The following is a 26,300-nucleotide window of genomic DNA, read 5'->3' as shown; positions in this document are numbered from 1 at the left end:
TGGGCGTACACAAACAAAGGCAGCGGACGCCAAAAAGCGGCGCTCGCTGCTTTGGGTGTTATATTCATTTAGAAATTAAAGGAGTTCGAACGGAATGAATGAAATTTACACCCCTCCTAAATCAGAAATTGATCCAAAGGAGGAGCCAAAACCGAGGGTGTCTAAAACGTTATGGATATCCGCTGTATTCTTTTCCTTGTTGTATATGGGGGTTAACGTATTTTTTACACTACAGCTACAACCTGATCAAGGTTCAGTTGTTGGGGCTGTTTTGGCATGTCTCATATGGCCATTAATAGTCGTCGGTATAGTATCTATCTGGAAGAAAAATAGAAATTCTCGCAGTAGGGTTAAGGCGTTTCTATTTACAACAATATTTTTCCTAGGTGTAGCTATTGCAGCAAATACTCTGTTGCCCAAGTACGTAGAATATAACAAGCAGCGCAACGCCGACTCCGGCGCTGTCGCGCCTTCGCAGGTTCGCTGAGCTTTGAGGCTGTTGGATAAGTCCTGCAGCCTCTGGTAGATGGACGTCGCTCCCACTACAATCGATCAAAAGAACTTTACCTCGCAGGATGCAAGGGATGGCGCGCTTCAAACACTACGACTACAACCAGACCAAGATGATTCCGCTACGTTTTGCGGATCAGATCCAGCCAGGTACTTTCGAATATACTCTCAGTCATGTGGTCGATCATGATCTCGATATGAGTTTGTTTGAATCCCGTTATCGCAATGATTATAACGGTGCACCGGCTTATGATCCGGCTATCCTGCTGAAGATTGTCTTATTCGCCTATTCCCGAGGTATTACCTCCAGTCGAAAGATTGCGCAGGCCTGCCGGGAGAATGTCCTCTTTATGACACTGTCAGCGGATAGCCAGCCCCACCATAGCACTATTGCCGAGTTCATCACGCAGATGGATGACGTCATCGCTCCGCTGTTTACCCAATTAAAGGGGGCAAAGCCTTTTCGTTTCACGCAAGGTATGCATTCCCACGCAGGAGCGTGGGAACGAGTTAAAAGATCTGATCCTTTTAATGTTCCGGACGACAGCCTGATTGCTTTTTCTTTCCCGCCCAGATAAGGCCGTACACGCTGATTAAGGTGACTGCCAGGGTAATCATCTGATAGTCCCTGACGGTCTCATTCAGAAATATGATAGCCAGAAACAGAGTGACTACCGGCCAGGGGGTTGTGATTGAGCTGGCGACGGAGACATCAATATTTTTTACAGCATAAAACCAGACGATCAGTTCTGAATAGTAAACCAGCCCCATTGCCATGGCATAGCTTTGAAAATGAGTATCGGCTAACAGACTTAATCCATTGTCCGGGCCGTTTACCGATAGCGATATGATTAACAGGATAAGCGTCGACATCAGGGCTCGGAAAAACGTAATTTGTACCGGTGTGATCGGCGTCTTATCGAGCATCTCTTTTAAAATAACGTGGGCAATACTCCATATCAGTGGAACGGTCAGGGCGAATAGAAACCAGTACGATAGCCCCTTTATTTTCCAACTGCCATTGGTGCCGAGATAGTACAGCCCCATCAGCAACAACCCTGTAAACAGTAGTTCTGTCAGGCTCTTTTTCCTGTTGAGGAAAAGCGATTCCCACAGAATGGCAAACAGTGGATAAGCGGTCATGGCTATCGACGCGCTGACCGCTCCCGCTTTTTCTACTGAGAGAACATAGGCGTAGGTTGAGATACCAAACATCGCTCCCGTGACCAGAATAATGACAATGGTTCTTTGTATTGCTGCCGCTGAAAGCGTTGCGTTGAATATGCCGGCGCTGCGAAACTTTAATTCTAATAAACAAACCGGCAGTGCGATCAGAAATTGCCAGGCTGACAAATATAGCGCGAAGCTCAGAGCATCGATGGTCATTGGCCTGCTATTAGAGATAATGGGCATAATGCCAAGTAGCAGCAGTGATGTCGCGGAAAATAACACGCCCTTTTTAGTGCGCTTCTGAGGCATATTAACTCTCCTGATGAGTACCTGTTTTCAACTGACTAACTGCGTTCAGCAATTTTCAGGCGTCTCCCTGTCCGGGTTATGTTGGTAACCCCCTCCTAACCGTGTAGCAATCAAAAACCATGTGCGAAAAAAACGGGTCATAAGGCCTCCTGCGTCAGCACTGTTATCTGTGGTTGTCATGATATGAGGCCAACTGTAATAATAACAGTTACAATAAATATGATATGTAACCAGAACAGTTTGAGATTGTTATGCAACGATCGGGCAGCGTTAACAAAAAACAGTATAAATATGATCAGGTGTCTGACTATGTGATGGCTATGATTGAAAACGGCACCCTTAAACTGGGGGACCGGGCACCTTCACTGCGTAAATTGAGTCAGATTCTTAAGGTCAGCATATCGACCATTAATCAGGCGTATGTGCAGCTTGAGGATAAGGGTGTATTACAGGCCCGGCCGCAATCCGGTTTCTATATCAATGCGGATATACAGTGCACTATAGACACCCCCAAACCGATTATTTCCGGTTCCTGTCAGCCGCGTAATGTGCGTTTCAGTAAACTGTTCGAGGACATATCTAAAATCTCAAATAACACCCGGATAGCACCTTTTGCGGCGGCAAAAGCCCCGCTGGAATTAATGCCGGTTAAAGCGCTGATTCGGGAAACCCGTAACATGATCAGCCGCTATCCTGCTGCCAGTCTGGATTATTGTTATCCCCCGGGTGATGAAAAGCTGCGCCATCAGATAGCCCTGAGATATAGCGATATGGGGGTGAATGTTGCCGCTGATGAGATAATTATTACCAACGGTGCTACCGAAGCTTTATCCCTCTCATTGCAAGCGGTTGCTAAGCGCGGTGATATTATCGTGGTCGAATCCCCGACACTCTTTTCAGTGCTCCGGCTGATCGAAAAACTGGGTATGTTAGCGCTTGAGGTTGATACAGACCCCGCCACCGGTATCAACTTTGATTCGCTTGAATATGCACTGGATACCATGGATGTGACCGCGATGCTGGTGGTGCCTAACTTCAATAATCCGTTAGGGTCACTGATGCCAGAGGCGAATAAAAAACGTCTTGTACAACTCTTGCAGGAGCGAAATATTCCACTCATCGAGGATGATGTATACGGGGATCTCTATTTTGGTGATGAGCGTCCCGGCATCGCGAAATGTTATGACAACGACAACAGGGTACTGTCCTGTTCATCATTTTCCAAAACTATCTCTCCCGGCTTTCGCATGGGCTGGGTTGCAGGGGGTAAACACCATGCTCAGATAATGGAGTGGAAGCAGGCCAGCTCAACCGCGTCACCCTCATTGCAGCAACTGGTATTAGCTGAATTTTTACGTAGCGGGCAATATGATCGCCACCTGATGCACTTACGTAAAGCGCTGAAGTTTCAGGTTGAGAAAGGCCGGTTGATGATTGCCAGAGCGTTCCCGCAAGGCACCCTGATTTCAGATCCTCAGGGGGGCTGCATGTTATGGATCAAGCTGCCGGATGGCGTAAACTGTCTGGATCTATACTCTCTGGCACTGGAGCACAATATTGGCACCATGCCCGGCATCATCTTTTCAGCCACCCGCAAATTTCGCAACTATATCCGGCTTAATTGCGGTTCGCCCTGGATAGAGGAAAACGAACAGGCCATTCAAACACTGGGGGAGTTGGTCCATTCACTGGTGAATTAAAGCAAGCAGAGGGGCCTTTCACACCTGAACAGGGCGGTCGCAGAACTAACCCTTTGAGTTAATGGGAAGCAGATATTATGATTCAGGCATGTTGTTGGCAGGGATGCAGCCTCTACAGGCACTATAAGCTCGGTAGAAATCCTCTTCTTTTCATCGCAACCCTGCTGATTAATTAATAATAGTGATGTTTGGTCGTCGTGCTTTCGGAGTGATAGTGCCAAAGGGCACTATCACTGACTGGTAGCACTCTACAGGAAGTCTCTTATCCATATTATGAAAAAAAGTATTACATTTTTGGCACTGACATCATGGTTGTCTTCAAGTACCGTATTGGCTGCTTGTGATGAGGATTTTGCTGAAAGTTCACCATCGTCACGCTTCGTGCTTAACGGCGGTGAAGCATATGACCAACAAACAAAACTGACATGGCAGCGTTGCAGTGTCGGCACCACCTGGACGAGTGACGAAGGTTGCGTTGGCAAAGTAAAGCTATTGGGGCTGAATAAAGCCAGGCAATCAGCACAGCAGCTTGGAGGAGGGTGGCGTGTTCCAACGATACAAGAGCTCTATAGTATTGTTGAACAGAGATGCTTCAATCCAACGATTAATTCCACGGTGTTCCCCGCCGTGACCAATGTTGGAGAAGGCGCGCCTTATTGGAGTGATACTCCGGTTGAGGAGATCCCCTCACTCATCTACTTCATTGATTTTATCGATGGCGCAATAGATGGTCACAGCAAAGGGTTTCCGCTGGCAGTGCGTCTGGTGCGTAGTGAACCATAACTATTTGCCTATGAGAACGTGGCAGAACTCAACAGTTTATGTTGCTGCAAAAAACTAACACGCAGCCCGGGCGGGTTCGTAACCGTTGGCTCGTTCCGCTTCGCGCCCTTTTCTCCAGCGCTTGTTTACCTCTTTATAGCAACGTTATGTTTAAAGCATCGAAGCGGAACATGAGGTGATAAATGCGCAGGTGTATTAAACACAGTCAGGCAATTACACCCGGACGTCTCGCTATCGCTTGGCACACGCTTACTGATCACAATAAGTTCGTAAGGGCCTGGTCATATAATGGCTTTTTTGAGTTAAGCAGGCAGCATTCAGAATATCTCGATGAAACTAAGCAGTTCTTTCAAATGACCATGCGTGATGAAGCGCCTTCAGTAAAGGCCCGGATTCGAAATATTATGAAGACAGGTTTCTAATACAATGTTGTCACGGATAAATCTGTGCTGGGTTTCGGCTTGTCCCAGCGCATGGTATGAGTGTGATCTATGTATATCCGTTACGAAACGAAACTGACTTTCACCGGTACGGCTCACCGAAAAGGCATATTTGCCGCAATGGGTGATCTTAAACGGATGAATAAAATGTCAGAGGAAGAGTACCAGTGGTACGTGGACACGGCCTCATGGTTTAATGAAAACTTAAAAAATCCGGCCTGTTTTGAGGGGCCTGATCATGAAGCAATCCGGTTTGTTGCGAAAAGTTGGTTTCTCAATGTTCCATCCCTGTTTCTGGCAAAGTCTGTTCAGGTTGTAGCGCTGTTACGAAAATATGAAATTGCTGTTGATGTACTGACATCGGAGAATCCTGGTGAGGTAATTTACCAGGATGATTTTCAGATCGTTGTCCTTCCGAACGAGGGTTAAATCGCTAGACCAGAGCAGTGGTTGCTGTTGGTGGTTGGGGCTGTCAAAACGTTGCGTTGGTTGTTGCCTCCGGTGTAGGGTGCTAAATTTCGTAAGACGTACAAAGCCCGGAAATATTGATAATTTTTAGCTAAGCCCCGGTAACCGGCGCTCTGCCATAACACACTGAAGAAACATGGAGGTATCTTATGATGTCAGTCGAATTTTTACTCACATCCTTAGTCGTTGTTATTATGCCTGGTACAGGTGTTTTATATACCGTAGCGACCGGTCTGTTTGTTGGTAAGCGCGCCAGTCTGTTCGCCGCGTCAGGCTGCACCCTGGGGATTGTGCCTTCGCTTCTGGCAAGCGTGTTTGGCTTAGCCGCTATTTTTCACACAAGCGTACTCGCCTTTCAGGTTGTTAAATATGTCGGTGCGGCATACTTACTCTATCTTGCCTGGGTTATGTGGCGCTCATCGGCTCCGCTGTCTTTAGGGGGAGAAAAGCCCGCGGCCGATTTTCTCACTGTGGCTACCAAAGGCTTTCTTATCAATATATTGAACCCTAAGTTGTCTATTTTCTTTCTCGCTTTTCTACCACAGTTTGTTTCACCGCATGCCGCTCAACCGCTGATTAACATGCTGTTTCTGGGTGGCGTGTTTATGGCGATGACCTTCGTTGTATTTGTTGTCTATGGCATCATGGCCAGTAGCTTCAGCGCATATGTGGTGGGCTCAAAGAAGGTCGGTTTGGCGATCCAGAAACTCTTTGCCAGTAGCTTTGCAGCCCTGGGGCTTAAGCTGGCCTTGAGTGAACGGTGATCCTGATGTTTAGCCAATGGCGTCTGAAACCTTTCTGTTCGGGCCTTTCTCTCTATACTCTCTGTGTCTTTTTGCATGCCTCCTGTGTACGGTGGTGAACCGTTTTTTAGCGATCAGAGAGCGAAGGATCAACGCCCTTCAACGTTTGCACATAGAAATAGACAAAAAACAGGCAGGTAACAACGTGTTAAGACTGATAGGGTTTATTCTGTTTATGGCTGGTTTAGTCACCCTCTTTGATGGCTTGTCTGGCTGGTCGTTTTTGACGTTAATTCTCGGCGCTGTTTTACTCTTCAGTGTGGAACCTTCTGTCCTGATGCTGGGTTATGGCGTCTTTGCTTTTACTGCGTTCGATAGTTTTTCGAACGGGTTATCTGAACGAACATTTGCAGGGATGATTATCGGGCTGATATTGATAGCATGGTCCAACCGATCCGGCGCCGGTGAGGGGAGCGGGCTGGATATTGAAATTGGTAGTGGTGACGGTGGTGATGGCGGCGGGGGTGACTAGATGTGCCCTTAGCATGCCTCTGGGTATTGTGGTAAAACCGCTTGCGCTATAACAGCGGGATCTGGCAGAGGATAGCACCGCTTTCATCCATCTCTGCCAGTTCGCCCTGTAGTTGCTGACACAGCAGTTGCAGATGGTTGCGCAACTGTTCTGCCCAGGGCGCTGATGAAAATACAGGCTGGCCATCCGCGAGTGTAACACTGAGGCGCAGCAGGCCCGGTTGTGCGGCTTCGAGGCTGAGTTTCAGGTCGGCGTTATTGGCTTGCAGAATCGCCAGCTCAACAGCGCTGATCAGTATCTGTCGGATACGCACAGGATCGGTGTTGATCTGTGCGGGTAATGTATCACCGACCCGATAATCCAGCAGCCAGCCTTCGCGGCGACTCTGAGGCAGGAAGGTGTTGAGTATTTCATCCATCAGCGGCACCAGTCTGACCGCTTCTGTTTTTGCAGGCTGATCGGCCAGATCCAGAATGCTGATACCGTTCTCCAGCCGCTGGTGCTGGGCATGCAGGCTGGTGGCAAGATCTTTTGCTACCGGGTTGAGGTCCATCTGTTGCAGACGCTGACTCTGTTTCAGTATCGGTTTGATTTGCTGATTCAGTTGCTGCGTGACCGCCTTCAGTAACTGGTTATCCGGGGTGGCAGTCAGTGCTGGAGCGGTTGCCTGTAAGCGGGCATTTTTAATATCGCGAAACGAACGCAGCGCCACTACTACTGAGGTGAGCAGGCGTGAAGCGGATAGCTCAGCCTTACTCAGATAATCGTTGATATCGTAATTAACAATTACCTGTGATTCCGGCGCGTAACCTGGATGGCCGGTGCGCAGAATGATGCGGATATCCCGGTTGTTGAGCTGATTGCGGATATGTTCGACCAGACGCAGACCTTCGTCATCATTTTCCATCACGACATCCAGTAGCGCCAGGGCGATATCCGGATGGTCTGACAGTAAATTGCGTGCCTCTGCACCACTCATAGCACTGATCAGTTCGATAGGGCGTTGTTCAAACTCATAGCCGCGGAAAATCATCCGCGTGATGCCGTGAATACCTTCTTCGTCGTCAACAACCAGTACTTTCCATGGAGTCATAAACTACTGCACATCTGTGTTTTGTCAGAGCGGCTATTTTGCCAGTAAATACGGGTCCAGTGCTAGTAAAAGCAGCCATCTGCATTAAATTGGCGCTTCTGCAAAGCGATTTCACTCCGCGTGTAAAATCAGCGGCTTAGCTGATCAGGCAATCCAGACGCTGGGTCTTCGCGACAGCTCCCCACTGGTGATAAAGGTCGCGACTTTTGATCAGACAAAATTGTGCCAGAGCCTGTTGATTCTGTGAGGTTAAAAAATCACCGTAGCGTTCATAGCAAAGCGCCCGATGATGGCTAAAGCCATGTTGCTCTGCGTTGACAATCGCTTGCTCATACAGAGGGGCGGGGTTGTTGTTGAACAGGCGGGCTTTTTCCGCTTGCAGCAGCAGTCGCTGGGTGCTGAAGTTTTCCGGGCAGTAAGTTGCCCAGAGTTCAAAGCGTGACTCGATCTGTTCAACTTCCAGGCGGCGGCGATGTACCAGAGAGTGTTGCTGTTGAGCCAGAATAAGGCGCATCATCGCGGTACAAAAGAGGGCTTCGCTAACACAAAAATAACCTGCCAGTTCATTTTCCAGTTGCGCTTCCCAGCGGTAGAGATCAGGCCACAGCTGTTGTTGATCCAGCAGAAATGCAGCGATTATTGTGCTGACTGCCTGCCAGCCGTGGGCATACTCCACTGTGTCGGGCAGAAGTTGTTCGCCGCAGAGTTGTTGCATCAGTTGTAACGAGGAATCCGCCAGCCGGGCCGCCTGATGGGTTTGTGCCTGCTCAATCATCTGCTCATAATGCTGACGGCAAAGGTTCAGCTGTTCACTCAGCGAGGTCGCTGTTAACAGGGATATCTGGTGTTGCAGCAGGTAACATTCACCGAGAATAAACCATTGGCCATGCTTGCGGGATAGCGCAGCGACATGTTGTATCTGCTCTCTGGTGCTGTGAATGGGGGCAAACCAGTGCTGTACCTGACTGTACTGGAGCAGTGCTGCATTGGTGGCAATGGTTATCTGCGCCGGCGGGTTCTCTGTCGCGGGCCTGTCGGTGTCAGTTAAGCCTGACTCAATGGCGCCTGAGTCAATTAAGCCGCCAAACTGATTGGCTAACTGCATCCCCTGAACCGAGAACTGCTGTGCCAGTCTTAAGTCTGCACAGAACCAACTGGCGACCCAGGCGTAACTGACAAACGCAAATGCGGTGAGTGGACTACGGCCTTGCAACAAGCTGATTGTTGTCATCTGGCCGATGGCGCAGGCGGCCAGCAGGGGTTTACTTTGCTGGCGGGCAATCAGGCTGATCTGCTCCAGCAGTTGTAATCGCAGCAGGCCTTCGGGCGCTTTAAGTTCCGATAGTGCGGCAATCAGCGGCTGATCCAGCAGTTCACTGATCTCTTCGTGCTGCGATAACAGCAGGAGGAGTTGCTGGTTGTCCTCTTCAGGCAGCGTCTGACCCAACAACTTCAGGTTTTCCAACAGATGATTTAACGCCAGGGTTTGTTGATCCCGGTGCCGATAAATTTCAGCGGTAATTAACGCCGCGCTGATAGTGTCCAGGGTATCTATATGTCCGATGGGAAGCTGCTGCAGACACTGGTCAGCCAGTTTAACTTCGCCTGCCAGCAGGTGCAGTTTGGCCCGTTGCAGCAATAACTGGCTTCTCTTCTTAAACTGGTCGTTGCGGAGCAGTCGATAGGCGTTGGAAAGATAGCGGCTGGCACTGGCGAAATTTTGCTCTGCCTGAGCCAGTTCAGCCGCGCGTATATTCAGACGCCGCAGCTGCTTTCTCTGTTTGGTATCTGTCTGCTGATGTGCCCGGTTCAGGTGGAGTAATACGGGGGTTATCTGTGTCAGGGTGAACTCATCCGCTAGCTCTGCCAGCAGCAACAATCCGCATTGCCGATGCAGCTGGCATTTTTCGGTTTCATCCTGCCGCTGATAGATTGCGCTGCGGATCTCGGGGTGGCTGAAGTGGTAGCGGGTCTGTTCATCCGTTATGTCCCCCTCTGGGGATGCGCTGACTATACCCGAATCAATCAGCCCAAGCTGCTCCGCCGGCCAGAGATGTATTGCCAGACGAGCGACCGGGTTGTTGGTTACTTTTTCCAGATCGGTGAGGCTGAACTGCTCACCAAACAGTGTCGCCCATTCAAGTAGCTCAAGGGTAAAGCTGCTGAGCTTGCCGATACGTTGTTCAATTTTTTGTAATCGTAGTCGGCTGTCTTTGTCCTGCAGCCAGTCGCTATCAACGCTCTTCTGGTCGGATCGGGTGGTCGTTTCAATAAATGCTTCGGGTTTAATCTGCAGTCGGTATTGGCTGGGCGCAACCCCCATCCAGCGCTTAAAGGCTTTTTGAAAGGCGGACTGGTTAGAAAAACCTAACTGGAAGGCGATCTCACCAAAACTTAACTGGCCGCGCTGAATCAGTTGCAGACAGGTTTCCCGTCGGGTCTGATCATAGATGTCCTGGAAATTTGTCCCCAGTAAGCCCAGTTTTCGTTGCAGTGTTCTCAGACTCAGGCCAACCGATTCGGCAATCTGTTCCCGTCTGACACAACCATTACCTTCGGTCAGCTGGCGTCGGATCAGATTACGGGTTTGTGCCGGCAAAGCACTCTGCTGAGCTGATTTACTTAACAGGGAGTCGGCAAACTCCCGGTGGAGCTGATGCATCTCGGGGTTGGCGTCAATGCAGTTCAGTGACAGATAATCACTGGCAAACAACAACTGATTGCGTGGCGCATCAAACTCAACTTCAGCGGCGAAAAACTGTTGATAGGGCAGTGGGCTTTCGGGCTCCGGGAATTCAAGCCGGACATGGCGAACCGGAATCTGATGGCCGGTTAACCAACGGGGCCAGTTGATCAGACAGGCCAGTAAATATTCGACAGGCTGGAGTTCGGGGTCGTTAAGTTCAAGAGTGAACAGCGTGCCTTCGACGGTTTGTTCCATCTGAATGATGGCTCCCTCAAGCAGCAGAGGCAGATAATCAATCAGCACCTGATACGCTTTTCCCAGGGTGTCAGCGGTGGCCATCAGAAAGCCGATAGAACCCAGCATGCGTGGTTGAGTGGCTTCACCCAGGCTTAGGGCAATGCGGGGGTTGTCCGTCGCTTGCGCCAGCATCTGTAAAATCTGTCCATAGCGGGATGTCGGAAAACGCGCCCCGGGCTTAGAGAGTTCAGCGTGTGACAGTGACGCGCTCTCCAGAATCTGCTCCGGATCGAGTCTGTAGTGCTGGGCCAGCTGCAGAGCGGGCTCGAGTAGTTTCGTTGTTGCCGTTGTTACAGACATGAGCGTCCAGTATTAGAATCGTCTGGCATGGAAGGATGCGTTTCTTTTTAATGAGCAAAAGAGGGAGGTTAGCATAGCGCTTTTTGAAAGTATGTCCTTATGTGCCAGATGCTTTCATTTTGTTGCTGAGTCGTTGCGATCAGGTGGCAGCGGGGGAGGCTTATACAGTAGGTTTATCTTACTTCAGCGGTATCGCTGGATGATCGCTTCTAACTGACCTGACTGACGTAACTCCAGTATGGCACGGTTAATAATCTCAACATCTGATGGACTAACGGTTTTCTTGCTGAGCATGAGGTGGATGTCATCATCGCTGGCATTCCAGTCAAGGGTTGTGAGTTCGTTTTCCAGTCCCAGCTCTTTGGCTAATACTTTACCGTTATAAAGGTCGGTCAGTACAACATCGGTACGCTGAACACCGAGCATTTTAATAAGTGGCTCATACCGGTTCAGTGGATGAACAAAGAAACGGTCTTTTATCTTGCTCCAGGTGCTGCCGTAATATGCGCCATGTAACACCATCACTCGGGGCTTTAGCCGGGCCAGTTGTTCGAAATCCTGTGCTTTACTCCATTTCTGATATTCGTTACTACGAATAAAAATCGCCATAATTTCGCGTCGGTAAGCTTCAGAGAAATAGGCCCATTTTGATCGCTCATCCGTTTTCGACGTCCCCAGTGCCATGTCCAGATCACCGGTTCTGACATATCTCATTGAGCGTTCCCAGGGAACGTTTTTAAGCTGATAGGTACAGCCCGCTTTGTTCATAATCGTGTCCAGAAGCTCTATATCCATGCCGGTGACCCGGCCGGCCTCGCTGACCTGGTAAGGCTTCCACTCCAGCCAACCGACTGAAAATGTTTTCTGGCACGCCGCACTGGCAGTGCTTGCAAAAGGTGTGACTAGCACCAGCAGCAGGGCGCGGATAAGAACGGTTTTGCTAACTGCGCGGTTGATCACTGGGTGGCTGCCTGGTGTTGATTGAGATGCAAAATACTGAGCGCGCTGAGCGTTGTTGGCGCGCCGAGTGGGATCTGATTATAGGTAGGAGATCTGTGATCCTGCAACACTGTTTTCATTACCGGCGCTGTCCGGTGAATCCGGGCCGTAAAAAAGCCCACGCTGTTTCCAGCGTGGGCGTTAGGATGGTCTTGCTAAAGAAGAGAAACGATTAAGCTATTTCGCGCTCTTTGTCTGACTCTTTCTGCGCCTCAGCGGTTTGCTTAGCGAGGCGCTTTTCCCAGAACGTGGCATTCTTGATACCGAGCTTCAGGGGGTTAAAGGTGTAGTTATCAACACCAGCTTTATGCTGTGCTTCGTAGTCATGCAGCGCTTTCAGCGCAGGCTTGGACATGAAGAAGATAATCAGAATACCGGCAATGTTCAGCCACGCCATCAGGCCGACACCGATATCGCCCAGACCCCACGCCAGATTCGCTGTTTTTACCGCACCGTAGAAAGTCGCCGCCATCAGAACCAGCTTAAGAGCGCCGATCATGCCGGGGATTTTAAAGGTACGCTGGATGTAAGCGATGTTGGTTTCGGCGATGTAGTAATACGCCAGAATGGTGGTAAACGAGAAGAAGAACAGTGCAAAGGCGACAAATGGATTGCCAAGACCCGGCAGCACCCGCTCAATCGCCTGTTGGGTAAACAGTGGACCGTTGGCGGCGATATCAGCCCCCAGGTTCTGAATCAGGAAGGTATCGCCGACACCATGTACGTTGTACGCACCGGTGATCAGAATCATAAACGCGGTTGCTGAACAGACAAACAGGGTGTCGATATAAACCGAGAATGCCTGCACCAGTCCCTGCTGCGCTGGATGTTCAACCGCCGCAGCTGCCGCTGCGTGAGGGCCGGTACCCTGACCCGCTTCGTTGGAGTAAACCCCCCGTTTTACACCCCAGCCAATTGCGGCACCCATACCCGCCATCGGGGTAAAGGCATCTTCTAAAATCATACCGATCACACCTGGCAGCATGTCGATGTTAAGCAGTACGATAACCGCGGCGATGATGATGTAGGCCAGCGCCATAAATGGCACGACGATCTGGGTGAAGTTGGCGATACGCTTAACGCCACCGAAGATGATGAATCCCAGAATCAGTACCACAACGGTACCGGTGAGAATTTTCGCGAAGCTCAGGGTGCCCATGGTTGTTTCAATCATCGGGCCTGAACCGAAGGTGGCCTCTACGGCGTTCCCGATACTGTTGGCCTGAACGCCCGGCAGACAGATACCGCAGGCCAGAATGGTGGCGATAGCGAAGATCCAGGCAAACCATTTCTGCCCCATCGCTTTTTCGAAGTAGTATGCCGGGCCCCCACGGTATTGCCCCTCATGTTCCTCTTTATAAATTTGTGCCAGGGTGGATTCAGTGTAAGCGGTTGCAGCGCCAAGGAAAGCCACAACCCACATCCAGAATACCGCCCCCGGGCCACCAAAACCGATAGCCGCGGCTACCCCGGCAATGTTACCCGTGCCTACGCGGCCGGATAGGGAAACTGCCAGCGCCTGAAAGGAGGAGATCCCTTTTTCAGAACATTTACCGGAAAACAGAAGTATCCACATCTCGCGAAACATTCGTACCTGTACGAAACGTGTCAGGATAGAGTAGAAAAGACCCGCCCCAAGGCAAAGGTAGATCAGAGCAGGGCTCCAGATAATGCCGTTAGTAAAATCGACAAATTCTTGCATGCGTAAGTTTCTCCGAAAAACAACGTGCCGGGCACGAGTGTTAGCGTTATTTTTTTTACATCCACTTTATGGGAGCAGATGTTGATGCAGTCAGTGTTGCTGCCGTTGCGCCGGTGAACAGTCTTTATCCGACGATTAGCCGATAAGTGCTGCCTGCTGACAGGCGACAGATATATAAGCGTGGTGGCTTTTCGTGCTTATCTACGAGGCTAAAACTTTAGTGTGAATGCTTTAATGGGGGAGTATCCTGGCGTGCCTTGTTTACCTCTTTACGTGCCAATTGTTATCTGTGGCGCAGAGTATGTATCTGCTTTAATGTCTGCTTAAGGCTTTTGCAAACAGATTATGTCACTCAGCATAATCCGTTTTGCTTAACTTTTTTCTGCTTTGGGCCTATTGTTATAAAGAGTCATATTTATCTGATTCAAAAGGAATACTCCTATGTCAAAGAACCATGCGAAACATCTGGAAAGGCATCATGGTTTGTCGCAGTTTGGCAAGGATCTGGTGCGTCGTTGCGGAGCCCGGTGCGAGCTGTGTGAGGCTCATGGTGTCAGGCTGGGGGTGTATGAAGTGCCGCCCATTGTTGCAGAGCCCGACTACGATCACTGTATTATGATCTGTGAAACCTGCCGTGGTCAGCTGGACCGGCCGAAAAAGATTGATCCGACATACTGGCGTTTTCTGGCGACCTCGATGTGGAGTAGTGTGGTGCCGGTTAAGGTGATCTCGGTGGTGTTGTTAGAGCATCTGGCAAAACAGCAGGACTGGGCTGGCGAGTTGCTGGAACAGGCCTATATGGAAGAGGCGGAGCGCGCCTGGGCCGACGAGGTTGAGCTTTCGTAATAGCGGCCTCAGCTATAGCCGGACTCATGTTCAAACAACTGTATTATGAGTATTTTTCATTTCAGATCTGGGGTGGGCGGGCGATAACCGGTTAACTGAATAATAAAACCGGTGTCCCTTATGTTTAACTCTCTGAGCTCGCATCCTCAATTCTCTTTCCCCGGGGTGAATCTTACGTCGGGATCACAAAATTCTGCAGCTCAGAAGGCATCGGTAGCCAGCACCCGGGACGCAGGTAGTTCCGTTCCGGAGTCCGTTCCGACGACAGCCACACGTTCCTCCTATTCCTTGTCTGAACGCTTTAACCGGGATGATAGTTTCACCATCAACCTGACAACGAAGGATGGCGATCAGGTCGAGATCACCTTTAACAGCGAAAGCCGCTATCAGGCTGATTATGCTCAGCGCACCGGTCATGGCCGTGAGCAGCAGCGTTACAGTATTGATAAGCATCAAAGCAGTGAGTTTGGTTTCAGCGTGCAGGGTGATCTGGATGTTGAAGAGATTGATGCTATTGCTTCGCTGATTCAGGATATCTCGTCACTGGCTGATAGCTTCTTTAATGGCGATCTGCAAACGGCGCTGCAGCAGGCGGGTGATCTGACGCTGGATCCAACGCAGCTGGCGCAGATGGATATCTCGATGCAGCAGTCGATAGAGTATCGGGCGATTGAAAAGTACCGCGAAGTTCAGGCGATGGGCGAAGGCCGCGCAAACGAACATCTACGTGCCATTGCGCCTTTCAGCGAGCAGCTGCAGAACCAGGTTAGTCGCAGTGAACAGTGGGTCAGCAGTGCGACAGATTTTACCCTGAATCTGGTTGTTGATCTGGTGCAGCATGATGTGCGCTTCAGTGCTGCCAGCCAGACCGGACAGACTACCATGCAGGATAATCTGCTACGCCTGGGTGAGCTGATGTCCGCCAGACATCATGGACATGAGCATGAACACGACGGTGACGGCGATGACCATGGTGCACGGGCCTCACACCGGTCAGATAAGACTTCTGACATGGGTGCCGATACCCGCCCCGCTGATATGGATTCTGCCGATAACGTTTCTGCTGCAGGTGGTGCGGCTGTCGATAACGTACCCGCCGATACCGACGCCCCGGTTGCTGTCAGCGCTTAATATTGGCTCTGAGCGAAAAACGCCACCTCTGTTATGGCGTTTTTTTTGCCCGTAATTGCTTATCTGCCTGTTAGAATATGGGTTCTGTTTTCTTCTACCGGACCCGCTTTCTCTATGAGTACTCTCCCAGTCGCCGATGTTCTCGATCAGCTTAACTCAGCTTTGAGTGACAACGATGAGGTGGTGCTCGAAGCACCACCGGGTGCGGGTAAAACCACCCTGGTACCGCTGGAGTTACTGCAGCACCCTCTCTTTGCCGGACAAAAGATTCTCTTGCTTGAACCGCGCCGACTGGCGGCGCGTATGGCCGCCGGGCGGATGGCGCAGCAGTTGGGGGAAACGGTGGGGATGACAGTGGGTTATCGGGTGCGGATGGACTCTAAAGTGGGGCCTGATACCCGTCTTGAAGTGGTAACCGAAGGTATTCTGACACGTATGTTGCAGGATGATCCCAGCCTTGATGGTTATGGTCTGGTGATCTTTGATGAGTTTCATGAGCGCAGTCTCGATGCCGATTTTGGTCTGGCGCTGACATTGCAGGGGCGGGAGCTATTTCGTGAGGACCAGCCGCTGAAACTGTTGCTGATGTCTGCCACCCTGGATAAACGGGTGATTGAACAGTTGCTGCCTGAGGCACCGCTGATCAGCAGTCTGGGACGGATGCATCCGGTGGATATCCGCTATCTGGGTGCGCCGGGGCGGAATCAGCGCCTGGAACAGCAGGTAGCCCGGGCGGTATTGCAGGCGCTGGAGGATGAAAGCGGGAGTCTGCTGGTGTTTCTGCCGGGGCAGAAAGAGATCCGCAACGTTATGCAGTCCCTGTCGGGTCAGTTGCCTGGTGATGTAACCCTGGCACCCCTCTATGGCGATCTGACGATGCTGGCTCAGCAACAGGCAATCGCACCATCACCTGAGGGACAGCGCAAGATTGTACTGGCCACCAATATCGCTGAAACCAGTCTGACCATTGAAGGGATTCGTGTGGTTATTGATGCCGGACTCAGTCGTGAAGCCCGGCTTGACCCGGCCAGTGGCATGACCCGCTTGCATACCTGTCGGGTGTCTCGGGCCGCCAGTATTCAGCGGGCCGGACGGGCCGGGCGGATGGAGCCTGGCTGCTGTTACCGCCTCTGGTCGGAGAGCCAGCAGGCACAGTTAGCGCCCCATGCAACGCCGGAAATAATGACTACTGATCTGAGTACACTGGCATTACAGATGGCGCGTTGGGGCGTTGAAGACCCTGCCGAGCTTCGCTGGCTTAATCCACCACCGCAGGCTGCGTTAGCGCAGGGACGTGATCTTCTGCTGCGTCTGGGAGCGCTGAAGACAACCGAGACAGGATTACAGTTAACCAGCGCCGGAGAGCTGATGGCCCGGCTGCCGCTACACCCCCGTCTGGCGCATCTGTTGCTGGTAGGCTGGCAAGCGGGTTGGGGCAGGCTGGCCTGTGATATCGCCGCATTGCTGAGCGAGCGTGACCCGCTTAACGGTGATGCGGATTTTGACCGGAGGCTTAGCTGGCTGAAGGGTGATATCGTCTGTGCGGCCAGTCAGAAAGGCGTGTTACAGCGTATCCGACAGCTGAGTCAGCAGTTTTACCGACTTTGCACTCAGCACCTGCAAGCGCTGAGCCAGTCGCATCATGCCAGCATCTCTGCTGCGCACTATGCGGGCATACTGATAGCTCAGGCATATCCGGATCGTATCGCCGCGCGGCGTAAAGAGGGCACTGACTATCAGCTCAGCGGCGGGCGGGCGGTCAGGTTAGCTGATGCCGATCCACTGGCAAAGCATCGCTGGCTGGCGGTGGCGAATTGCGGTGGTATGCAGGGGCAGAGCGCTGATCGTGTGTTTTTGGCGGCGCCGCTGTCGGCAGCGCTGTTCGATACTGCGCTGGCCGGGTTGGTGCAGCAGCAGGAAGTGGTGGAATGGGATCGTCAGCAGGGGCGAATGTGCTGTGAGTTACAGCGTCGCATCGGCGTATTGGTGGTGAGTCGTGAGGAGCTGCAAGAGATTCCTCTGCCAGAGAAAAACCAGATACTGATCGATCTGATTCGCAAGCAGGGGTTGCAGTTGCTTCCCTGGAATGAGTCGATAACTCACTGGCGCCAGCGGGTGAACTTTCTTCACAGTGTCCAGCCTGATGATGGCCCCTGGCCCGACCTGTCTGACCAGGCACTATTGGCCGGACTCGAACAGTGGTTAGGGCCCTGGCTTGACCCGGTTAGTCATATTAACCATTTTTCCCGGCTTGATCTGGCGAGTATTTTACAGGGGATGCTCGCATGGCCCCTGCCTAACGAACTGGAAAAACTGGCTCCGTCCCGTTTAGCGCTGCCCTCTGGTCACACTGCCGCCATCGATTACAGCGATAATCCGCCGGTGTTGGCGGTAAAGTTACAGGAGATGTTTGGCTCAACCGAGACGCCGGTGCTCGGTTATGGCGTGGCGGTGAAAATACATCTGTTGTCTCCGGCCCGTCGACCACTGGCGGTGACCCAGGATCTGGCAAGCTTCTGGGCGAACAGCTACCGCGATGTGCAGAAAGATATGAAAGGGCGCTACCCCAAACATCAGTGGCCGGATAACCCCCAGGAGGCGCTGCCATCTGATGGGATAAAGCGAAAAATTCGCAAATAAGCCTGTGTTGCCATAAAAAACTTTCAAGATCGCGGCGATTATTCTGTACTAGTATAAAACTACTCTGCAAAGACAGAGCTAATATAGTCTCAATCAGTTGGGACTGAAAAAGATAAAAGAAAATACTTCGCATGCCACATGTAGCCCCGCTAGCGCGGGGCTCACTTTTGCTATGAATTGTTAAAATCTCCTTTAACATGACTTGAGGGTTTTCTATCAGACGGGCCGCTCTGGCCCGTCTAACAACCCTTTCAGCATCGCTGATCTTCTATCCTTTTTGTTCACTTGCCCGAATGGCCTTTTAAGATTGAGTTTTTGCCGGTTAGCCGCCATATTATCAGGGCTGGTGCTGCGTGCAGGCAGGTTTGTTGGCCCTTCGGTGCTGCCCTGGCTATGCTGATCTGCTCACCTTCAGGAGAACCTCTATGCACACTCAGACCTTTGCTTTCGATGTTTATGGCACCCTGGTTGATCCCCTTGAGATGAGCAGGTATTTGCAGATGATGGTGGGTGATAAAGCCGGAGAGTTATCAAAATTATGGCGGGAAAAACAGATTGAATACGCCTTCCGGCGCGGCCTGATGGGGCGTTATGAGCCGTTTACTGTCTGTACTCTGCAAGCGCTGGAATATGCGCTTAAGGTAACTGGCCTCTCTTTGTCGGACGAACAGCAGCAGTTTCTGATGGCGCAGTATCAGCAACTGGAGGCTTATGCTGATGTTATTCCCGGTATTGAGTCTCTGCGTGCGCAGGGACACCGTTGTGTGGCTTTCTCCAATGGTCCGGCTGATAAAGTCAAAGCCTTGCTGGCGAATGCCGGTGTGCTTGAGTTATTGGATGATGTGATCAGCGTTGATGAAATTAAACGCTATAAGCCTGATCCGGCGGTCTATCTGCATCTGTTGCAACGTACGGCTAGCCGGGCGGGTAATACCTGGCTGATTTCGAGTAATGCCTGGGATGTTATGGGGGCCAGACATGCGGGATTGAATGCCGCCTGGGTGCAGCGCGATCCGGCTGCCGTGTTTGATTTTTGGGATATTTCCCCCGATAAAACGGTGCAAACACTACAAAATCTTGCAGAAGAATTCAGTTTAAACAGCGGTTTTGAAAAATGAGTGTTCACTTTTGGTGCAGTGCAGAAAAAAAGAACCCGGCGGGCGCCGGGTCGAAGTAAGCCAAATTAGTGGCTCAAAAAGCAAAGTGCTATTTCAATATAGCGAATTATTTGTGCATTGCAACATGAATTTGGTAAAGATTTTGTGACATCCCCGATTTATGGGGCTTTGAGGCCGATTTTGTTTGGATTATTTTGTTATAAGTAGTTCTTTTTTTAAAAATGGATAGTCTAATCTGGGTGTCAGGCAGGTTTGTTTGCGCTTTTTTGAGGTAAAGTCGCGGTCACTTCAGGGCAGGGTAAAATAAAATCCTTCGGCTCTGCTGAGCCCCCGCATTGAGATCAGTGGCTCGTTTTCAAACAGCATAGCATCGCCAGCCTCCAGAATAGACCCATTGACCTCCAGTTCTCCGCGGAACAGATAGAGGAAACCATATTCCGCTGCAGGCAGACCGTAGCTGGTGTGCTGCAGCCGGAACTGATACATCTCTGCGCGTTGGCCAATCTGTAAAGAATCATCCCGGCCATCAGGAGAGATAATCAGCTGCACCCCTTCGCGACTGAGCAGTTTGCGGAACTGGTAGCGGGGTGAATTGCCGGTTTTCTCGGGCACTATCCAGAACTGCAGTAGTTTCAGATTGTTTTCCAACGATGCATTTTGCTCGGTGAACTCGGTGCCTGTTCCTGTGCTGAGCAGTTGTAAACTGCGGCCTTCCAGTAATTTACGGTTTCCCAGTGAGTCTGTGTGCAGATTTTTACCATCGAGAATCACCGAGATAACCTCCATATCGACATGGGTGCTCGGATCAATCGCTGCGCCAGCGTGCAACAGGTCTTCATTGGCGACCCGTAGCTCAGAGATTCCCATCCAGTCCGGATCGAAATAGCTGCCAAAGGAGAATACATGTCGGGATTCCAGCCAGCCGAAATGGGCATATCCCCGGTCTGAAGCACGTTTTATTCTGATCATGGAGGTTCATATGTCGACACTGTAGCTAACTGTTTTACCCTCTCTGCGTCAGGCTGTAAATACAGAGACCGGCTTTACCTTCTTATTTATCAGAGTAAGATGCTGTTTTTCTGGGGGGAATGACGTGGATCTGCTGTTATCGTTTAGTTGGATGTTCTGGTTGTTAGCCTGCATCGGTGTACTGTTGACCGGTATTTCGAAATCAGGTTTTGCCGGTGGTGTTGGTGTAATCAGTGTGCCGCTGATGTCACTCTATATTGGTCCGGTGCAGGCTGCGGCTATTATGCTGCCGCTGTTGATTCTGATGGACTATTTCAGCGTGCGGGCCTGGTGGCACAGTAAACGGGTCGACCTGTTAAAGATTATGGTGCCCGGTGCGGTGCTGGGGATCTTCGTCGGCTATCTGCTGTTTGGTTATCTCAATGATGATATTTTACGTCTGCTGCTGGGTATTCTGTCGATTGGTTTTGCCCTCTGGGGGCTACTGAACGGTTCAAAGCTGGGTCAGGGTGGTTCACCCATCGTCGGCACGATCTCCAGCATGGTGGCGGGATTCACCAGCTTTATCGCTCATGCGGGCGGGCCGCCAATGAACTTCTATCTGATCCCAATGAAACTGCCCCGGGCTGAGTTTCTGGGCACCGCCGTGGTGTTTCTGGCGATCGTCAATCTGGTCAAACTGGTGGCCTATGGTGTACTCGGGCAGATCAATACCGATAACCTGTTAGTCGGGCTGGTGATGGCACCCGTGGCCTGGATTGGTATCAGGCTGGGGCTGGTGATTCATCATAAACTGGACGATAAACTGTTCTACCGGATTATCCTGATTATGCTGCTGATTGTCGGTGTTAAGCTGGTTTATGATGGTTTCTGAGGGGCTGGGACGGATCGTTTTTTAACTCAGGGTGGCTCTTTTTTTTAAATGGCTGCTAGGCTTTACAGATGATCAACTCTCAGGAGAGTGTGATGACTGCAAAGCCGATAGTTGCGGATAATAAACCCGCTAAGGTCGAACTGATTGAGGGGCAGGAATACCATTTCTGTGTCTGTGGCCGCTCCTCCCATCAGCCTTTCTGTGATGGTTCCCATGCGGGAACCGGTCTGACGCCGAAGGCCTTCAGCGCTGATAGCTCGGGTGAAGACTGGCTGTGCGCCTGCAAACATACCGGCAACGCGCCCTACTGTGATGGCAGTCATAAGCAGTTTGATGCCGCGGCGGTGGGTCATGAAGGTCCGGGGCCTGCTGTGACTGATCCTGCAGCATCGGATAACAATCCCCCGCAGGCAGTGAATACGCCTGAGGAGTCCACCGTTGAATTTATCCACCAACTGGCCCGTAACGGCATCAAAGGGGTAGGCTCGCACGGCCCGATGACGGCGATGGGGGTGCCCCGTAATCTTCTACCTGCCTGGGATGATATTCAGATTATGGTGGCCCAGATGGCCCGTAAGCCGTTGTTGGAAGATGCGCTGGTGGAAACCTCTCTGGTGATAGGCCCGGAAGCGAAAAAACCGTTGCAGCTGGATATCCCTCTGTTTGTCTCCGATATGAGCTTTGGCGCTTTGTCGGAAGAAGCGAAAACCGCTCTGGCAAAAGGGGCTGAGCTGGCCGGTACGGGGATCTGTTCCGGTGAGGGCGGTATGCTGCCGGAGGAACAGCAGGCCAACTCCCGTTACTTCTATGAGCTTGCCAGCGCTAAATTTGGTTATCGGGAAGAGTTGTTAACCCGGGTGCAGGCGTTTCATTTTAAAGGGGGGCAGGGGGCAAAAACCGGTACCGGGGGGCATCTGCCCGCCAGTAAAAATGTCGGTAAGATCTCCCAGGTACGGGGTATTCCAGAGGGGCAGGATGCGGTATCGCCACCGACGTTTACCGACCTTCACAGTGTGGCAGATTTTAGCCTGTTTGCTGATCGGGTGCGGGAGGTCACAGGGGGCATCCCGGTAGGCTTTAAACTCAGTGCCAACCATATTGAGCGGGATATTGAGTTTGCCCTGAAAGCCGGTGCCGATTACATCATTCTTGATGGCCGCGGCGGCGGTACCGGTGCGGCACCGCAACTGTTTCGTGATCATATCAGCGTGCCCACTATCCCCGCATTGGCCCGGGCCAGGCGCTGCCTGAACACCAACGGTGCTAGTGGGCGGGTGACGCTGATTATTACCGGTGGGCTGCGGGTGCCCAGTGACTTTGTTAAAGCGTTAGCGCTGGGTGCCGATGGTATTGCGCTGGCCAACAGTGCGATGCAGTCAATCGGCTGCGTGGCGGCGCGGATCTGTAATACCAATAACTGCCCGGCAGGTATAGCCACTCAGAAAGCGGATCTGCGTCAGCGGTTAAATGTCGAAAGGTCGGCGGCGCAACTGGCCAACTTTCTCACCGGCTCGGTGCACCTGATGCAGGTGATGGCGCGGGCCTGCGGTCATAGCCATTTGCAGCAGTTTGATATGGGGGATCTGGCTACCTGGAATCGGGAGCTGGCCTATCTTTCGGGGATTAGTTATTCAGGGGTTGTCCCCCTCTGAACGGGAGGGGGAGTTTGGCTGGCGGCTAGCTTAATTGGTCAGGGTGCCCTGCTGATAGTCACGGATCGCCTGATCAATTTCAGCCTGTGTATTCATCACAAAAGGGCCGTAGTGAGCTACCGGTTCCTGCAGTGGCACGCCACTCAGCAGCAGGGCTCCAGCACCGTTGGCGGATGTGATCTGCAACGCCTCAGGCTGCGTAATTTTCGCCATCTGCCGGGTGGCTATTGCTTTACCATTCAGGCTCAGCTCCCCCTCATAGAGATAGAGCAGCAGCGTCCGGCCAGCACTATTTTCAATGCCGATATCGGCACCGGCTTGCAGGCAAAGATCTGCAACAGTGGCACTGCCGGGCAGTTGCTGCAGGGGGCCGGTGAATGGTTGGCCATCCAGAGTGATCTCTCCGCCGATCACTTTCACTTCGGCATTGTCCAGCGGCTGCCAGGGCAACTGCTCGCGCCCCACATCTTTCCAGTCCGGGTCTTTCATCTTCAGGCTGGCTGGCAGGTTGAGCCACAGCTGGAAGCCATGCATCAGGCCATCTTTCTGCAACGGCATCTCGGAGTGGATAATGCCCCGCCCCGCCGACATCCATTGCGCTTCGCCACTCTCCACACCGCCTTTATTGCCCAGGTGATCCTGATGCTCAAACCCGCCATGACGGATATAGGTGAGGGTTTCGATGCCCCGGTGAGGGTGCGCGGGAAAGCCTGAGCCGTAATCATCGGGGTTATCTGAATAGATCTCATCCAGCATCAGAAATGGGTCGAGACCGTTATCACGAAAGCCATGAACCCGCTGTATCTTAACACCAGCACCATCGGATGATGGCTGGCTCTGAATGATTTGAATCGTCATAACGTACTCCTTCGGCTGAATCGATCTGTGCCGTACCTGATTTGATATGACCCCATAATAATCCTATATTTGGGAATGAAAATCGGTATAAATAGAGCTATATATTCTATTTTTTAGAAAGGAATGGCAGGGTGAAGGTAACACTAGAGCAGTGGCGCATGCTAAAAGCGGTGGTTGATCACGGGGGCTTTGCCCATGCCGCCGCGGTGGTGCATAAAAGTCAGTCGAGCATCCATCATGCGATTCAGAAGATGGAACAGATGCTGGATGTGAAACTGCTGGAAGTTAAAGGGCGTAAAGCTTATCTGACTGATGCGGGCAGCCTGCTGCTGAGTCGGGCTGAGCATCTGCTTGAGTCTGCAGCCAGTATCGACTCACTGGCGGCCAGTTTGCATGCAGGAGTTGAGCCTGAGATCGCCATCGCTGTTGATCAGGTGTTTCCGCCAGAATATATCGGTAATGTACTGGAGCAGTTCTCTTCGGAATATCCTAACACCCGGATTCAGTTGTATGAAACAGTGCTGTCAGGCGCATCGGAGGCATTGATTCAGGGGCAGGTAGATCTGGCGATTGCAGGGTCGGGTGTGTCTCACTTTCTCGCAGAACCTCTGTTTGCGGTGGACTTTCTTGCTGTGGCGGCCCCTTTTCATCCGGTATTTAAGCAGTATCAGCAGGGGCAGCCACTGGTGGTGGATGATCTGATTAACTATCGGCAGCTGGTGACCCGGGATTCGGCGTTGTCAAAGAAAGTTGATTCTGGCTGGCTACAGGCAGATGAGCGCTGGACAGTGAGTAATATCGCCACAGCGACAGAGATGATCAGCCGGGGGATGGGGTTTGCCTGGATTCCGGTGACCCGTATGCGTCGTTTGCTGGAACAGGGGTTATTGCTGCCGATTCCACTGCAAACCGGAGGTTGTCGTAGTGAGATGCTGCAACTGTACTATGCCCGCCAGGATCGAAGCGGACCAGGGCTAAAGCGTCTGGCGGAGCTGCTGCATCAGTGTTGTGATACAGATATTTCTAATTATTCGAATATTAAGTCCGTATTTAAGTGATTTTTAATCTATAAAATAGAATTTATTATGGTCTTACAGTGTAACTAAGCAGGAGGCCGTGATGGGATTACTAATCGAAGGCAAATGGCATGATCAATGGTATGAAACGAAAAACTCCAAAGGTGAGTTTGTCCGTGAACAGGCGGGGTTTCGTCACTGGATTACCCATGATGGCCGTCCCGGACCTACCGGTGAGGCAGGCTTCAGGGCGGAGCCTGGCCGTTATCATCTCTATGTCTCGCTGGCCTGTCCCTGGGCACATCGCACGCTGATCTTTCGCAAGCTCAAAGGGCTGGAAGACCTGATCTCTGTCTCGGTGGTCAGCCCGCATATGCTGGAACAGGGCTGGAGCTTTGATAGCGAAACCGGTTCTACTGGCGATCATCTGTACGCTTCTGAGTTTATGCACCAGATTTACACTCGGGCGCAAGCGGATTATACCGGCCGGGTGACAGTGCCAGTGCTGTGGGATAAGCAGCAACAGACGATAGTCAGTAATGAGTCGTCGGAGATTATCCGCATGTTTAACTCAGCCTTTAATGACCTGACCGACAATGAATGCGATCTCTGGCCTGAACTGCTGCGTGACGAGATTGAAGCGCTGAACAGCTGGATCTACGAGACGGTGAACAATGGTGTGTATCGTTCGGGTTTTGCCACCACGCAGGAAGCCTACGAGCATAATGTCAGAGAGCTGTTTGCCAGCCTCGACCGGATAGAAAATATCCTGTCTCAGAATCGTTATCTTGCGGGGGCCAAGCTAACCGAAGCGGACTGGCGTCTGTTTACCACCCTGATCCGGTTTGATGCGGTGTATCACGGTCACTTCAAATGTAACCTGAAACAGCTGCGCGAATACCCGAATATCAGTGGCTATGTCCGCGAGCTGTATCAGATTGAAGGAGTGGCTGAGACAGTTAATATGGAACATATCAAACAACACTATTACTACAGTCACGATATGATCAACCCCACCCGCGTGGTACCACTGGGACCTGAACTGAGTTTTGCTGCACCCCATGGTCGGGAGGCGGTCTGACGGTTATCAATTAACTCAACGGCAGCTAAAAAAAAAACCGCCCAGACAGGCGGTTTTTTAATGTTTCTGCTAGCTACTATCCACTAGCAAGCGGCGTAGCCGCGTCTGGCAACGGCTTTTAATGCGCTAAAATCTGACTCAGGAACAACTGGGTCCGTTCATGCTGCGGGTTGTTAAAGAACTCATGAGGCTCGTTCTCTTCCACTATCTGCCCGCCATCCATAAAGATAACCCGGTCGGCCACGGTCTTGGCAAAGCCCATCTCGTGGGTGACGCAGAGCATGGTCATCCCTTCATTCGCCAGTTCGATCATGACATCGAGCACCTCTTTGATCATCTCGGGATCGAGGGCGGAGGTGGGTTCATCAAACAGCATGACGTCC

22 protein-coding genes and 1 pseudogene are annotated in these 26,300 nt (G+C 51.5%); 15 read left to right on the top strand and 8 right to left on the bottom strand.

The features are described 5' to 3' along the window. Positions 1–94 precede the first annotated feature (94 nt). Together ACQY8X_RS15015 and ACQY8X_RS15010 are read left to right on the top strand one after the other, a co-directional pair. Complete coding sequence (locus tag ACQY8X_RS15015) at positions 95–487, top strand: hypothetical protein (protein ID WP_428035953.1); 393 nt, start codon at positions 95–97, stop codon at positions 485–487. 97 nt (positions 488–584) lie between these two features. Continuing rightward, complete coding sequence (locus tag ACQY8X_RS15010) at positions 585–1,088, top strand: transposase (RefSeq protein WP_428035952.1); 504 nt, start codon at positions 585–587, stop codon at positions 1,086–1,088. On the opposite strand, the gene ACQY8X_RS15005 is transcribed toward ACQY8X_RS15010, so the two are convergent. Next, positions 1,039–1,989, bottom strand: coding sequence for a DMT family transporter (locus ACQY8X_RS15005; RefSeq protein ID WP_428035951.1), 951 nt, complete (start codon positions 1,987–1,989; stop codon positions 1,039–1,041). The two genes, ACQY8X_RS15010 and ACQY8X_RS15005, sit on opposite strands and share 50 nt — an antisense overlap. A gap of 251 nt (positions 1,990–2,240) precedes the next feature. Between ACQY8X_RS15005 and ACQY8X_RS15000 the strand changes: the two genes are divergently transcribed. The 5 genes from ACQY8X_RS15000 (at position 2,241) to ACQY8X_RS14980 (ending at position 6,655) form a co-directional block, all read left to right on the top strand. Beyond that, positions 2,241–3,689, top strand: coding sequence for a PLP-dependent aminotransferase family protein (locus ACQY8X_RS15000; RefSeq protein ID WP_428035950.1), 1,449 nt, complete (start codon positions 2,241–2,243; stop codon positions 3,687–3,689). A gap of 312 nt (positions 3,690–4,001) precedes the next feature. Further along, positions 4,002–4,472, top strand: coding sequence for a DUF1566 domain-containing protein (locus ACQY8X_RS14995; protein ID WP_428035949.1), 471 nt, complete (start codon positions 4,002–4,004; stop codon positions 4,470–4,472). Between the two features lie 491 nt (positions 4,473–4,963). Continuing rightward, positions 4,964–5,341, top strand: a complete 378-nt coding sequence (locus ACQY8X_RS14990; RefSeq protein ID WP_428035948.1) for a hypothetical protein — start codon at positions 4,964–4,966, stop codon at positions 5,339–5,341. 188 nt (positions 5,342–5,529) lie between these two features. Further along, entirely contained in the window at positions 5,530–6,144 is a 615-nt protein-coding gene (locus tag ACQY8X_RS14985; protein WP_428035947.1) for a LysE family translocator, read from the top strand. Between the two features lie 94 nt (positions 6,145–6,238). After that, the gene (locus ACQY8X_RS14980; protein ID WP_428035946.1) at positions 6,239–6,655 is read left to right on the top strand and encodes a hypothetical protein; all 417 of its coding nucleotides are present in this window, start codon (positions 6,239–6,241) and stop codon (positions 6,653–6,655) included. Between the two features lie 46 nt (positions 6,656–6,701). Here the strand turns inward: ACQY8X_RS14980 and ACQY8X_RS14975 are convergent, their stop codons facing one another. From ACQY8X_RS14975 to ACQY8X_RS14960, 4 genes are all read right to left on the bottom strand, one after another. Then, a complete protein-coding gene (locus ACQY8X_RS14975) occupies positions 6,702–7,748 on the bottom strand; it encodes a response regulator (RefSeq protein ID WP_428035945.1) in 1,047 nt (348 codons plus the stop codon). Positions 7,749–7,884: 136 nt separating this feature from the next. Then, positions 7,885–11,031, bottom strand: coding sequence for an AraC family transcriptional regulator ligand-binding domain-containing protein (locus ACQY8X_RS14970; protein WP_428035944.1), 3,147 nt, complete (start codon positions 11,029–11,031; stop codon positions 7,885–7,887). A gap of 183 nt (positions 11,032–11,214) precedes the next feature. Then, positions 11,215–11,991 (bottom strand): substrate-binding periplasmic protein, encoded by a 777-nt coding sequence (locus ACQY8X_RS14965; protein WP_428035943.1) that lies wholly within the window; start codon positions 11,989–11,991, stop codon positions 11,215–11,217. Between the two features lie 211 nt (positions 11,992–12,202). Then, complete coding sequence (locus ACQY8X_RS14960) at positions 12,203–13,732, bottom strand: alanine/glycine:cation symporter family protein (protein ID WP_428035942.1); 1,530 nt, start codon at positions 13,730–13,732, stop codon at positions 12,203–12,205. A 441-nt stretch (positions 13,733–14,173) separates the two neighbouring features. Here ACQY8X_RS14960 and ACQY8X_RS14955 point away from each other — a divergent pair, with 441 nt between their 5' ends. The 4 genes from ACQY8X_RS14955 to ACQY8X_RS14940 all read left to right on the top strand — a co-directional run bounded on the left by ACQY8X_RS14955 (position 14,174) and on the right by ACQY8X_RS14940 (position 19,467). Continuing rightward, the gene (locus ACQY8X_RS14955) at positions 14,174–14,578 is read left to right on the top strand and encodes a phnA protein (protein ID WP_428035941.1); all 405 of its coding nucleotides are present in this window, start codon (positions 14,174–14,176) and stop codon (positions 14,576–14,578) included. Between the two features lie 120 nt (positions 14,579–14,698). Beyond that, positions 14,699–15,709, top strand: a complete 1,011-nt coding sequence (locus tag ACQY8X_RS14950) for a hypothetical protein (RefSeq protein WP_428035940.1) — start codon at positions 14,699–14,701, stop codon at positions 15,707–15,709. A 114-nt stretch (positions 15,710–15,823) separates the two neighbouring features. Continuing rightward, positions 15,824–18,349, top strand: coding sequence for an ATP-dependent helicase HrpB (hrpB, locus tag ACQY8X_RS14945; protein WP_428035939.1), 2,526 nt, complete (start codon positions 15,824–15,826; stop codon positions 18,347–18,349). Between the two features lie 425 nt (positions 18,350–18,774). Further along, a complete protein-coding gene (locus tag ACQY8X_RS14940; protein WP_428035938.1) occupies positions 18,775–19,467 on the top strand; it encodes a haloacid dehalogenase type II in 693 nt (230 codons plus the stop codon). A gap of 288 nt (positions 19,468–19,755) precedes the next feature. Here the strand turns inward: ACQY8X_RS14940 and ACQY8X_RS14935 are convergent, their stop codons facing one another. After that, a complete protein-coding gene (locus ACQY8X_RS14935; RefSeq protein WP_428035937.1) occupies positions 19,756–20,436 on the bottom strand; it encodes a pirin family protein in 681 nt (226 codons plus the stop codon). A gap of 124 nt (positions 20,437–20,560) precedes the next feature. Between ACQY8X_RS14935 and ACQY8X_RS14930 the strand changes: the two genes are divergently transcribed. Continuing rightward, entirely contained in the window at positions 20,561–21,310 is a 750-nt protein-coding gene (locus ACQY8X_RS14930) for a sulfite exporter TauE/SafE family protein (protein WP_428035936.1), read from the top strand. A gap of 92 nt (positions 21,311–21,402) precedes the next feature. Beyond that, complete coding sequence (locus tag ACQY8X_RS14925; protein WP_428035935.1) at positions 21,403–22,962, top strand: glutamate synthase-related protein; 1,560 nt, start codon at positions 21,403–21,405, stop codon at positions 22,960–22,962. 30 nt (positions 22,963–22,992) lie between these two features. Here ACQY8X_RS14925 and ACQY8X_RS14920 read toward each other — a convergent pair whose 3' ends face one another. Then, the gene (locus ACQY8X_RS14920; protein ID WP_428035934.1) at positions 22,993–23,820 is read right to left on the bottom strand and encodes a pirin family protein; all 828 of its coding nucleotides are present in this window, start codon (positions 23,818–23,820) and stop codon (positions 22,993–22,995) included. Positions 23,821–23,951: 131 nt separating this feature from the next. Here ACQY8X_RS14920 and ACQY8X_RS14915 point away from each other — a divergent pair, with 131 nt between their 5' ends. After that, positions 23,952–24,878 carry a LysR family transcriptional regulator gene (locus ACQY8X_RS14915; protein WP_428035933.1) on the top strand — a complete coding sequence of 309 codons (927 nt, stop codon included), beginning with the start codon at positions 23,952–23,954 and terminating at the stop codon, positions 24,876–24,878. A 61-nt stretch (positions 24,879–24,939) separates the two neighbouring features. Beyond that, a complete protein-coding gene (locus ACQY8X_RS14910; protein ID WP_428035932.1) occupies positions 24,940–25,917 on the top strand; it encodes a glutathione S-transferase family protein in 978 nt (325 codons plus the stop codon). A gap of 118 nt (positions 25,918–26,035) precedes the next feature. Here ACQY8X_RS14910 and ACQY8X_RS14905 read toward each other — a convergent pair. Beyond that, positions 26,036–26,300, bottom strand: a pseudogene (locus ACQY8X_RS14905) (amino acid ABC transporter ATP-binding protein); the annotation flags it as partial.

Source organism: Amphritea sp. (genome assembly GCF_050300915.1).
Taxonomy (GTDB): Bacteria; Pseudomonadota; Gammaproteobacteria; order Pseudomonadales; family Balneatricaceae; genus Amphritea.
Note: the sequence above shows the minus strand (reverse complement) of the source record. Positions and strands in the feature narration are given on the sequence as shown.